This is a genomic window from Variovorax soli NBRC 106424, from assembly GCF_001591385.1.
Classification (GTDB): Bacteria; Pseudomonadota; Gammaproteobacteria; order Burkholderiales; family Burkholderiaceae_C; genus Variovorax; species Variovorax soli.
This window is the reverse complement of record NZ_BCUU01000050.1, coordinates 25,715-37,631: the sequence shown is the minus strand read 5'-3', so window position 1 is coordinate 37,631 and position 11,917 is coordinate 25,715. Positions and strand designations below refer to the sequence as shown.

The window sequence follows — 11,917 nt, the reverse complement described above, 5'->3', positions numbered from 1 at the left end:
CGAGCGGCGCGCGCTGCTGCTCAAGGCGGCCCATGCGCTCGAAGCCAAGGCCGAGGCCTTCGCCGCCGCCATGGCGCGCGAGACCGGCGCCTCGGGCCTGTGGGCCGGCTTCAATGTGCATCTTGCCGCCGGCATGTTCACCGAGGCCGCATCGCTCACCACGCAGATCGACGGCCAGGTCATCCCCTCGGACGTGCCCGGCAGCCTGTCGATGGCGGTGCGCCAGCCGGCCGGCGTGGTGCTGGGCATCGCGCCGTGGAATGCACCGGTCATCCTCGGCGTGCGCGCGGTGGCCACGCCGCTGGCCTGCGGCAATACGGTGGTGCTCAAGGGCTCGGAGATCAGCCCCGCCACGCATGGCCTGATCATCGAGGCGCTGCAAGAGGCCGGGTTGCCTCCAGGCGTGGTGAACTTCGTCACCAATGCCCCCCAGGATGCGGCGGCGGTGGTCGAGGCGATGGTGGCCCACCCGGCCGTGCGGCGCGTCAACTTCACCGGCTCCACCCGCGTGGGCAAGCTCATCGCCCAGACCTGCGCCGCGCACCTCAAGCAGGTGGTGCTCGAACTCGGCGGCAAGGCGCCCCTCATCGTGCTGGACGATGCCGACATCGACGCGGCGGTGAACGGCGCCGCCTTCGGCGCCTTTGCCAACTCGGGCCAGATCTGCATGTCGACCGAGCGCATCGTGGTCGACCGCAAGGTGGCCGACGCCTTCGTGGCCCGGCTGGCGGACAAGGCGGCGTCGCTGCCGCTGGGGGATCCGCGCCAGGGGCCGGTGGTGCTCGGCTCGGTGGTGGACATGGCCACGGTGCAGCGCTGCAACGCCCTGATCGACGACGCGCTGGCCAAGGGCGCGAAGCTGGTCATCGGCGGGCGCGCGGGCAGCACCCTGATGCCTGCCACGCTCATCGACCATGTCACGCCCGACATGCGGATCTACCACGAGGAAACCTTCGCACCGGTGAAGGCCATCGTGCGCGTGGACGGCGAGGACGAAGCGGTGCGCGTGGCCAACGACAACGAGTTCGGCCTGTCGGCCGCGGTGTTCGGGCGCGACGTGGCGCGCGCCATGAACGTGGCGCGCCGCATCGAGTCGGGCATCTGCCACATCAACGGCCCCACGGTGCATGACGAGGCTCAAATGCCCTTCGGCGGCGTCAAGGGCTCGGGCTGGGGCCGCTTCGGCGGCCGCGCCGGCATCGACGCCTTCACCGAGCTGCGCTGGATCACCGTGCAGACCACCGCGCGCCATTACCCTTTTTGACTAATTCGTGAATCCGCCGGCGCCGTTTGCGCGCCGGTGCTGCGCGCGAACAACGCAGGGCCAAACGCAATCGCGCACACTCGGGGGCATCACTAAAACCTCGAGGGGAGAGCTTCTTGAAAACCGCCTTGCGTTACCTGCTGTATGTGCTGCTGGCACTGTTCGTGACGGCCGCCATCGCCGTCGCGCTCATCGTCAAGCTGGTGCTGGCGCCGGCCAAGGGCGAGTGGTCGGAACGCGTGCAGTACGGGCCCATCGGCTTCGACGTGGGCGTGCCCACGGTGCTGCGCCTGGCCACCGCTTCGTGGTTCGCGCCGCAACTGGCCGGCCACCGGTTCGACACCCGCTTCGGCAGCCTGCGCTTCGACTGGAACGAGGCCAGCGGGCTCGAGCTCAACTGCGAACGGTGCAGCCTGGCGGTGCCCGCGCTGGGCGACAAGCCGGTGCAGGTGTGGCGGCTGACGCTCACCGCCCGGCGCGACGTGGACTCCTTGTTCGGCAACCTGCGCGCGGTGCAGGACGGCGTCGCCAACGGCAACGAGCTGCGCGGCCGCTGGAGCGGCCGCCTCACGCAAAAAGACCTGCAGGTGTCGGCCGAGGTGGACCATGCGCCCATCAGCCAGTGGTACCAGCTGCTCGTGCCCGAGCTGCCGGAACTGAAGCGCGCCCGCATCGGCGGCACGGCCTCGCTGCGCCTGCAGCTGGCCCTGCCCGAAGGCGCCTTCAACCTGCAGCCGCGCCTGGTGCTCTTCACGGTGGACGGCCTCGGTGCCGAAGGCCTTCTGGAATCGCGCGCCGCCAGCTGCGGTACGCCGGCCAGGCTCGCCAACGACGCCTGGCTCAGCCGCGGCGCGGTGGCCGCGCTGGATGCCGGCTTCTTCCAGCATCCCGGCTACGACTCGGCGAGCCTGGCGCGCGGGCGGGCCAGCGCCCCGGCCGCCCCGCTGGCCGCCGGCAGCGCCAAGGCCGAACGCGTGAGCAGCGCCGCCCGCATCACGGTGCCGACGACGCCGCCCCCGACGCTCAACCTCCAGGTGGCCCGGCGCCTGCTGCCGCCCCTGCCCGACCCCGAAGCGCAGCATCTGCGCGATCTTCTCTATGCGGTGGAGTTCGAGCGGGCACCGGGCAAGCAGCGCCTGCTGCAGGCTTATCTGGACATGGCACCCTGGGGCGAGCAGCTCTGCGGCGCCGAGGCCGCGGCGCGCCGCTACTTCAAGCGCAGCGCACGCTCGCTGGAGCCCACGCAGGCGATCTGGATGGCCACGCTCCTGCGCGACCCGGACGGCCTGCTGCAGAAGTGGCGCGCCGAAGGCCAGATCGACAGACCGGCCGCACGCAAGGTGGCCGAGCAGGTGCAGGAGATCACGGCTGGCCAGCGCGCTGCGCTGTTTCGCGGCGTGGCCAACGCGCGCTTCGTCGCGCCCGCGGCGCCATGACGGCCGCGCATCAGCCATTGGCGGCTGCAGACATCGAAGCCATCGAGCGCGCCACGCTGGATGCCGTGGCGCCGCAATGGGTGGACGCGCTGGACGACGAAGCCTGGCTGCTGCCCATGGACCCCGGCACCGTCGGCCGCGCCAGGAGCGCCGTGCCGCTGCGCCACCAAGCTCCGCACGCCGATCCGACGCGGCTGCTGGAGCGCATCGAGGAGCGCTACGCAGCACGAGGCTTCCCGACCCAGCTGCGCGTGGCAGAGGCGGCCTGCTTCGACGACCTGGCCAACGCCATGACGGCGCGCGGCTACCAGGCCGCCAAGCCCACGCAGACCCAGACGGGCACAGCTCGCGCCATGCTGGCGCTCGGCGCCGATGCGCCTGCCCAGATCGATGCTGCCCCCGATGCCGCCTGGGCCCAGGTCTTTCTCGGCCCGGGCTTCGACCCGGTGGACGGCGGCAGCCGCGTGCAGGCCTTGAGCCGCGCCAGCGGCAACCTGTACGCCAGCGTGCGCGAGGACGGTGCGACGCTGGCGGCCGGCGCCGTCTCCTTCGGCCATGGCTGGGCCAGCGTGCACGGCATGCGCACGGTGCAGACGGCACGTGGCCGCGGCCTGGCGGGCCGGGTGCTGGCGGGCCTGGCCGGTGCCGCGCTGGAGCGCGGCTACGAGCGCGTCTTTCTGCAGGTCGAGGCCGGCAACGAACCGGCCCTGGCGCTGTACCGGCGGGCAGGTTTCGCGCCGGCCTGGACCTACCGCTACTGGCACCGTCCCGAAGCAGGCTGAGCCCGGCCACCGCACCAGCACGGTGCAATGTCGGTGGCACACGTCTTGCGGTGTGCTGCCCATGGATGCAGCCCCCGACATCGCGGTTGAGATCGTTGCCCTGACCAAGCAATACGCGGTCGACATCCCGCCCGCCGTGGACCAGATCGACCTGCGCATTGCCAGCGGCAGCTACTGCTGCCTGCTGGGCCCCTCCGGCTGCGGCAAGAGCACCACGCTGCGCATGATCGCCGGCCACGAATCCGTCACGCATGGCGACATCCTGCTCGCCAACCGCAACATCACCCGGCTGCCCGCCGCCGCCCGCGGCACGGCCATGATGTTCCAGAGCTTTGCCCTGTTCCCGCATCTCTCGGCGCTGGACAACGTGGCTTTCAGCCTGAAGATGAAGGGCGTGGCCCGGGCCGAGCGGCACCGGCGCGCCGGCGCGCTGCTCGAGCGCGTGGCCATGGGCCACCTCGCCCAGCGCAAGCCGGCCGAACTCTCCGGCGGTCAGCAGCAGCGCGTGGCGCTGGCCCGCGCGCTCATCACCGAGCCCAAGGTGCTGCTGCTGGACGAGCCCCTGTCGGCGCTCGACCCCTTCCTGCGCGTGCAGATGCGCGCCGAGCTGCGACGCTGGCAAAAAGAGCTGGGGCTCACCTTCATCCACGTCACCCACTCGCAGGAAGAAGCCATGGCCCTGGCCGACACCATGGTGGTGATGAACCACGGGCTGATCGAGCAGGTGGGCTCGCCGCACCAGGTCTACAACTTTCCCGCCAATGAATTCGTGGCCCGGTTCATGGGCGGCCACAACGTGCTGCAGACCGCTTCGGGCCTGGTGGCCGTGCGCAACGACCACATGCGCATCGCCGCCGCCCAGGCGCCCGGCGCCAGCGGCCTGGCGGCGCACATCACCGACATCGAATACCAGGGCACCTACGTGCTGCTGGGCCTGCAGCTGGCCGATGAAGCCCAGGCGGCACCCGCGATGAAACAGGTGGCGGTGCTGCTGCACGAGAGCGATTTCCTGGCGTGCCCCTTCGAGCTGGGCCAGCCGGTGCTGCTGTGGTGGGACGAAGCCCACGCCCATGCCTTGCAGCCCGGCGCACAGCGCCCCGCACCGCGGCAGCCGCAGCCCACCCGGATGCGCCGCGACCCGCTGGCCGCCATGGCCGCCTGAACACGCCGCCCGCCAACGCACGCACGCGCGCACAACCCGAATCATCAACCCGAGGAGGCTCCTTCCATGTCCGACCACAACCAAGACAACTCCGGCATCCAGCGCCGCCACCTGCTGCAGGGCACGGCCGGCATCCTGGCCACCGGCATCGCGCCCTTCGTCCACGCGCAGGAAAAAATCGTGCTGCGCTACCTCGGCACGGCGGTGAACCAGGACAAGGCCATTGCCGAGAAGTTCAAGGCGGACACCGGCATCGAGATCCAGTACGTGGCCGTGACCACCGACGACGTGACCAAGCGCGCCGTCACGGCGCCCAACAGCTTCGATCTGATCGACACCGAGTACTTCTCGCTCAAGAAGATCGTGCCCACCGGCAACCTCAAGGGCATCGACACGAAGAAGATCAAGAACGCCGACAAGATCACCACGCTCTTCACCAAGGGCGAGGTGGCCGGCAAGAAGGTGGGCGACCAGGGCACCGCGCCCAAGAAGGTCATGTTCCTGGAAAGCGAGAAAAGCAAGAAGTTCTCGGCCACGCCCACGCAGTACATGACGCTGATTCCCACCGTGTACAACGCCGACACGCTGGGCATCCGGCCCGACCTGATCAAGCGGCCCATCGGCTCGTGGGCCGAGCTGCTCAACCCGGAGTTCAAGGGCAAGGCGGCCATCCTGAACATTCCGTCCATCGGCATCATGGACGCGGCGATGGTGGTGGAGGCCAAGGGCCTGCACAAGTACGCCGACAAAGGCAACATGACCAAGGCCGAGATCGACCTGACGATCAAGACCCTGATCGAGGCCAAGAAGGCCGGCCAGTTCCGCGCGCTGTGGAAGGACTTCAACGAGTCGGTCAACCTCATGGCGTCGGGCGAAGTGGTCATCCAGTCGATGTGGAGCCCGGCCGTGACCGCCGTGCGCACCAAGGGCATCGACTGCGTGTTCCAGCCCCTCAAGGAGGGCTATCGCGCCTGGGCCGCGGGCTTCGGCGTGCCGGCCACGCTGTCGGGCAAGAAGCTGGACGGCGCCTACGAGTTCATCAACTGGTTCCTCGACGGCTGGGCCGGTGCGTACCTCAACCGCCAGGGCTACTACAGCGCGGTGCTCGACACCGCCAAGGCCAAGATGGAAGCCTACGAGTGGGCCTACTGGATGGAAGGCAAGCCCGCCTCGCAGGACATCAAGAGCCCCAACGGCGACCTGCTGGCCAAGGCCGGCTCGGTGCGCGACGGCGGCAGCTACGAGCAGCGCATGGGCGGCATCGCCTGCTGGAACGCGGTCATGGACGAGAACGAGTACATGGTCAGGAAGTGGAATGAGTTCGTCGCCGCGTGATGAACCTGCGCGCGGCATCGACGGCTGAGGCGGGGCACGGCGGCATCGCGGCCTGGTGGCAGGCCGCGCCCTTCGCGCTGGTGTTCTTCCTGTTCTTCCTGGTTCCGCTGGGGCTGATCGCCATGGTCAGTCTGTGGAACTTCAACGAGTACGAACTGCTTCCGGCGCTCACGCTGCGCAACTACGCCAGCATCTTCGAGGGCTGCTCGCATCTCACCGACAACGGCGACCTGTGCGTCACGCTGTCGACCTACCTCAGCACGCTCAAGTTCTGCCTGCTGGTGTGGGCCATCACGCTGGTGCTGGGCTTCGCGGTGGCGTACTTCCTGGCCTTCCACGTGCGCTCGGCCACGGTGCAGACGGTGCTCTTCGTGCTGTGCACCGTGCCCTTCTGGACGTCGAACGTGATCCGCATGATCTCGTGGGTGCCGCTTTTGGGCCGCAATGGCCTGGTGAACCAGGGGCTCATGGGGCTGGGCCTGGTCGACCAGCCGGTGGAATGGCTGCTGTTCTCCGACTTCTCGGTGGTGCTGGCCTTCGTGCACCTCTACACCATGTTCATGATCGTGCCCATCTTCAACAGCATGATGCGCATCGACCGCTCGCTGCTGGAAGCCGCCAGCGATGCCGGCGCCAGCGGCTGGCAGACGCTGTGGAACGTGATCGTGCCGCTGTGCAAGTCGGGCATCGTGATCGGCTCCATCTTCGTCATCACCATCGTCATGGGCGACTTCGTCACCATCGGCGTGATGGGCGGCCAGCAGATCGCCTCGGTGGGCAAGATCATCCAGGTGCAGACCTCGTACCTGCAGTTTCCGCTGGCCGCGGCCAATGCGGTCATCCTCCTGGCCGTGGTGCTGATGATCATCTGGGGGCTCACGCGCCTGGTGGACATCCGCAAGGAACTATGAGAGTGCTCAAACCGCACCACCTGCGCGATGCGCGACCGGCCGGCTTCTGGCCGCTGGCGCTCGTGTTCGGGCTGTTCCTGCTGTTTCTCTACGGACCGATGCTCACCATCTTCGTGCTGAGCTTCCAGGGGCCCGAGGGCGGCCTGACCTTTCCGCTGCGCGGCCTGTCGCTGCACTGGTTCCACAAGCTGGCCGAAGGGCTGGGCACGGTGGACATCGGTGCAGCGTTCCGGCGCTCGCTGATGCTCGGCACGGTGGTCACCGGACTCACCGTGGTGCTGTCGGTGCTGGCCGGGCTGGCCTTTCGCAAGAAGCTGCGCGGCGGCGACGCGCTGTTCTACATCGCCGTGGCCAGCCTCATCATGCCGTCGATCATCGTGTCGCTGGGCATCGGGCTGCAGTTCCGGCTGGTCGACACGGGGCTGAAGGAACTGCTCACCGCCATGGGCGCCGACAACCTGCTGGAGGGATACGGCACCGCGCTGGGCCTGCTGACCTCGGCGCTGGGCGCGCACCTCACCTGGACGCTGCCGTTCGGGCTGCTGATCATGTTCGCGGTGTTCAACCGCTTCAACCCGGCGTATGAAGAAGCCGCGCGCGACCTGGGCGCCACGCCCTGGCAGGGCTTCGTGCACGTGGTGCTGCCGCTCATCGGCCCTTCCATCGTCGGCATCGGCATGTTCGGCTTCACGCTCAGCTGGGACGAGATCGCCCGCACCTCGCAGGCCATCGGCGACGTGAACACGCTGCCGCTGGAACTGCAGGGCCTCACCTCCACGGTGACCACGCCGGCCATCTATGCGCTGGGCACGGTCACCACCGTGGTCTCGCTGCTGGTCATGGGCCTGGCGCTGTGCGCCGCGGCGCTGCTGGGGCGGCGCTCGAAGGCACGCCGCACCTGAACGGCCGGAGCGCCCGCATGCCTTCGCTGCTGGTCATCAATCCCAACACCTCTGTGCCGGTCAGCGGGCTGCTGCAGGCGCACGTGCAGGAAGAGGTCGGCCAGGCCGTGCAGGTACGCACCGTCGGCGCGCGCTTCGGTGCCGCCTACATCGCTTCGGAAGCCACCTATGCGGTCGCCCAGCATGCGGTGCTCGACGCCTGGGCGGTGCATCTGAGCAAGGCCGAGCGGCCCGACGCGGTGCTGATCGGCTGCTTCGGCGATCCGGGCCTGTTCGCCCTGCGCGAAGGCGCCGGCGTGCCGGTGTCGGGGCTGGCCGAAGCGTCGTTCGCCGCCGCGGCGGCACACGGCCGGTTTGCGGTGGTGACGGGCGGCGAACGCTGGCGCCCGATGCTGGCACGCCTGGCCCATGCACTGGGCTACGGCGATGCGCTCGCAGGCATCCACACGGTGGCGCCCAGCGGCGCTGAACTGGCAGCCGACCCGGAGGGCGCGCGCGTTCTGCTGGCAGCTGCCTGCCAGGAGGCGGCGCAGCGCTTCGGCGCGCAGGCGGTGGTGCTGGGCGGCGCCGGGCTGGCCGGCATGGCGGCGGACATCGAGCACCAGCTGTCGGTCCCCCTCGTCGACAGCGTGCGGGCCGGCGCCCAGTGGGCATTGCAGGCACTGCAGGCACGCGAGCGCGCCCCGGACCCGGCGAACGAAGGCCGCTTCGGCGTCGCCTGGGAAAACCTTTCCTGGGAAATGGGCGCCCTGCCCTGAAGGAACCCACGCGGGGTGCGCGGTCGGGCAAACGGTGCCACCATCGCTCCCCATGACCAGCGCACACCATCCCAACCATGTTCCGCTGCCCGTGCTGACGCAGCCGCGCGGCATCGACCACATCGTGGCGGGCGTGTCCACCAGCGACGGCGACGGCGTCAAGCTCACGCGCGTGCTCCACCAGCCGCTGCAGCAGCGCCTGGACCCGTTCCTGATGCTGGACGCCTTCGGCAGCGACAACCCGGGCGACTACATCGGCGGCTTTCCCAACCATCCGCACCGCGGCTTCGAGACCGTGACCTACATGATCGCGGGCCGCATGCGCCACCGCGACAGCGCGGGCCACGAGGGCCTGCTGCAAAACGGCGGCGTGCAGTGGATGACCGCCGGCCGGGGCCTGGTGCACAGCGAACTGCCCGAGCAGGAGGAAGGCCGCATGGAAGGCTTCCAGCTGTGGCTCAACCTGCCGGCCAAGGACAAGATGCGCGAGCCCTGGTATCGCGACATCCAGAGCAGCGAGATTCCCGAATACGGCACGCAGAGCGGCGTGCATGTGCGCGTGATCGCCGGCACCAGCAACGGCGTGGCCGGCGCGATGCAGCGCGAGCACACCGAGCCGCTGTATGTGGACATCACCCTGCCGCCCGGCACGGAGTTCTCGCAAGAGCTGCCGGCCGATCACAACGCGCTCATCTACGTGTTCCGCGAATCTGTCTTCATCGGCAACAGCGAGGTGCCGACCAAGCGCATGGCCATCCTGGCCAACGCGCCGGACAGCGACGGCGTGCTGCTTCGCGCGCCGCGCACCAACCACAGCCCGGCCCGGGTGCTGCTGATGGCAGGCAAGCCCCTGCACGAACCCATCGCGCAGTACGGCCCCTTCGTGATGAACACGCGCGAGCAGGTCGTGCAGGCGGTGCACGATTTCCAGAACGGCAAGCTGCGCTAGCAGCGCACGTTGAAAAGGGTTGCGGCGCCGGCCTACGGCGAGTCGGCAGACCCACCCACCGCGCCGGCCGCCCGCGCCGCACAAGATGGCGGGCATGGCTTCCGTTCGCAAGGGCCAGGCGCCGGCCCCGCTTTCGCGCGCCGAATTCCATGAACGCTTCCAGGCGGCATTCCAGGACCCGGCTTTCCGCCAGGAGGCAGAGGCCCTGTCGCACATCGAGATCATTGCCTGGCAGGCCTATGACGAAGGCCGCAAGGCGCCGCGCAAGCGGCCGGCCGGCGCCGGGTATGCCGACCCGAACTACGAACTCTCCATCGAATGGATGGAAACGCGCGAGCGCCTCCTGCGGGCCCAGTCGGCGTGGGAGGACTCGGCCACGCCATCGCGCGTGCTGCTCATCAACGGATCACCGCGCAACGACGGCACCTGCCCCGGCGAAATCTCCAAGACCCACCGCCTGCTGCAGCTGGCCCGCGAGCAAGTCGACGCCGCCGGCATGCAGGCGGACGTGCTGGACCTGAGCCTGCTCAGCTCCAGCTACGAGCTGCGCATCCATCCCTGCAAGGCCTGCGTCTCCACCGCCATGCCGCTGTGCCACTGGCCCTGCAGCTGCTACCCCAACCACGCACTCGGGCAGACCGGCGACTGGATGGCGGAGATCTACGAGCGCTGGGTGGCAGCGCACGGGGTGATCGTCTTCACGCCGACGCACTGGTACCAGGCCAGCAGCGCACTCAAGCTCATGATCGACCGCCTGGTGTGCGCGGACGGCGGCAACCCCGATCCCACCACCACCCACGGCAAGCACCCCGACGAAGCCAAGGCGCTGGAAGAAAAGGGCTGGGACTATCCCAAGCACCTGGCCGGCCGCATCTACGGCGTGGTGGTGCACGGCGACGTGGCCGGCGTCGAGAGCGTGCGCCGCAGCCTGTGCGACTGGCTCGACTGGATGGGACTGGTCGACGCGGGCGACGAGGCGCGGCTGGACCGCTACATCGGCTACTACCGGCCCTACGCCAGCAGCCACGAGGAACTCGACCGCGACACCGGCGTGCAGGAGGAAGTGCGCAACGTCGCCCGCGCCGTGGTCCGTGGCGTGACGCTGCTGCGCGAAGGCCGCCTGCCGCAGCCCGCCGAAGGGCTGTCCGCGCCGCGCCCGAAATAGCGGCCTGCCCGGCTGGGCGCTTCACGCTTCTTTACGCAGCCTCATCGTTCGCTCACAGTCCGTACACCCGGCGGGTTCAGACTTCGCCTCACCTGCTGCCCATTGGCAGCGGTTTTTGAAGGAAGGAATCCTGTTCATGATCGCCAAGAAGACTCGTCAAATCCTGTGGACCGGCCTGCTGGCCAGCGCGGCCTTCGCAGCCTCGGCACAAACCACGCCCACCGCACCGGCAGGCGCGGCAGGTGCCGCACCCGCGGCACATGCGCCGGCCGCCGTTGCGCCCCGCATGGACGCGCACGGCGACCCGGCCAAGCGCTTCGAGCAGATGCAGCAACGCAAGGCCAAGCGCCTCGCGGACCTGAAGGAAAAGCTCAAGCTCGACGCATCGCAGGAATCCGCCTGGAGCAGCTTCGCCGCCGCACAGCAACCGCCGGCGCCGCCCGCCCAGCGACCCAGCCGCGAAGACATCGCCAAGCTCACCACGCCCGAGCGCCTGGACCTGATGCAAAAGCGCCAGGCCGAACGCAGCGCCGCCTTTGCCAAGCGAGCCGACGCCACGCGCAGCTTCTATGCGGCGCTGAAGCCGGAGCAGCAAAAGACCTTCGACGCGGAAACCCTGCGCTTCGGCCCGGGCAGCGAACGCCACCACGGTCCGCGCGGCCACGGTCAGCCGCAGGCACCGGCCAAGAGCTGATCGGCTCCGCCAACAGGCAAAAGCCCGCCATCAGGCGGGCTTTTTCATGGGCAGTCACCTGGCTTGCCGGCGCGCTACTGGGGCGTGCCCATCTTGCCTGGCGGATTGGTTGGAATGCCGGTCTTCTCGCCCGTTTCACCGAATTGCGGCTTGCGGTGATAGGTCTGCTCCCGCACCTCGGCACGCGTCTTGTCGCTGATCGGAACCGGCTGCATGTTCGGCTGGTGGTTGGTCATCGTCGTGGCCTCGCCGCTCACTGCCGGCACGTTCGTGTTGGCCGTGTTGCGCGACGCCTGCCGCGCCTCTTGCTTGACCGCCTCGCGCGAAACCGGGGGCTGGCCGTTATTGACGGGCTTGTCCGGCTTCTGTGCCAATGCCACGCCGCCTGCCAGCGACAGCAACACACCGAGCAGTGCACTCTTCATGCGGAAATCGGATCTCATGATGGTCTCCTTTGTGCCTTCAACCGGCACATGAGCCCATGCTAGGAATGCGCCCGGGTCTGCTGCGTAGTGCCATCCCCGTTGCGACTGTAGGAACCTGCCATGGCTGTGCGAAG

Annotated in this window: 12 protein-coding genes; 11 read left to right on the top strand and 1 reads right to left on the bottom strand. The window is 69.0% G+C overall.

The window, feature by feature from the left end:
* The 11 genes from VSO01S_RS15580 to VSO01S_RS15530 all read left to right on the top strand — a co-directional run.
* A partial coding sequence (locus tag VSO01S_RS15580; protein ID WP_068643726.1) for an aldehyde dehydrogenase occupies nt 1-1,264 on the top strand: 1,264 nt, incomplete at its 5' end.
* Nucleotides 1,265-1,380: 116 nt separating this feature from the next.
* A complete protein-coding gene (locus VSO01S_RS15575) occupies nt 1,381-2,700 on the top strand; it encodes a transglycosylase domain-containing protein (protein ID WP_084241896.1) in 1,320 nt (439 codons plus the stop codon).
* Complete coding sequence (locus tag VSO01S_RS15570) at nt 2,697-3,482, top strand: GNAT family N-acetyltransferase (RefSeq protein ID WP_068643724.1); 786 nt, start codon at nt 2,697-2,699, stop codon at nt 3,480-3,482. The genes VSO01S_RS15575 and VSO01S_RS15570 overlap by 4 nt, the downstream gene beginning before the upstream one ends.
* Before the next feature lie 61 nt (nt 3,483-3,543).
* Entirely contained in the window at nt 3,544-4,644 is a 1,101-nt protein-coding gene (locus VSO01S_RS15565) for an ABC transporter ATP-binding protein (RefSeq protein WP_068643723.1), read from the top strand.
* Nucleotides 4,645-4,710: 66 nt separating this feature from the next.
* Complete coding sequence (locus VSO01S_RS15560; protein ID WP_068643722.1) at nt 4,711-5,979, top strand: ABC transporter substrate-binding protein; 1,269 nt, start codon at nt 4,711-4,713, stop codon at nt 5,977-5,979.
* Nucleotides 5,979-6,890, top strand: coding sequence for an ABC transporter permease (locus VSO01S_RS15555; RefSeq protein ID WP_068643721.1), 912 nt, complete (start codon nt 5,979-5,981; stop codon nt 6,888-6,890). The genes VSO01S_RS15560 and VSO01S_RS15555 overlap by 1 nt, the downstream gene beginning before the upstream one ends.
* A gap of 2 nt (nt 6,891-6,892) precedes the next feature.
* Nucleotides 6,893-7,792, top strand: a complete 900-nt coding sequence (locus VSO01S_RS15550; RefSeq protein ID WP_068643720.1) for an ABC transporter permease — start codon at nt 6,893-6,895, stop codon at nt 7,790-7,792.
* 17 nt (nt 7,793-7,809) lie between these two features.
* Entirely contained in the window at nt 7,810-8,550 is a 741-nt protein-coding gene (locus tag VSO01S_RS15545) for an aspartate/glutamate racemase family protein (protein WP_068643732.1), read from the top strand.
* Nucleotides 8,551-8,602: 52 nt separating this feature from the next.
* Entirely contained in the window at nt 8,603-9,499 is an 897-nt protein-coding gene (locus tag VSO01S_RS15540) for a pirin family protein (protein ID WP_068643719.1), read from the top strand.
* Between the two features lie 94 nt (nt 9,500-9,593).
* On the top strand, nt 9,594-10,664 hold the full coding sequence (locus tag VSO01S_RS15535) for a flavodoxin family protein (RefSeq protein WP_068643731.1): 1,071 nt from the start codon (nt 9,594-9,596) through the stop codon (nt 10,662-10,664).
* A 136-nt stretch (nt 10,665-10,800) separates the two neighbouring features.
* Nucleotides 10,801-11,358, top strand: a complete 558-nt coding sequence (locus VSO01S_RS15530; RefSeq protein ID WP_068643730.1) for a Spy/CpxP family protein refolding chaperone — start codon at nt 10,801-10,803, stop codon at nt 11,356-11,358.
* A 74-nt stretch (nt 11,359-11,432) separates the two neighbouring features.
* On the opposite strand, the gene VSO01S_RS15525 is transcribed toward VSO01S_RS15530, so the two are convergent.
* Nucleotides 11,433-11,801, bottom strand: a complete 369-nt coding sequence (locus VSO01S_RS15525) for a hypothetical protein (RefSeq protein WP_084241894.1) — start codon at nt 11,799-11,801, stop codon at nt 11,433-11,435.
* Nucleotides 11,802-11,917: the final 116 nt, after the last annotated feature.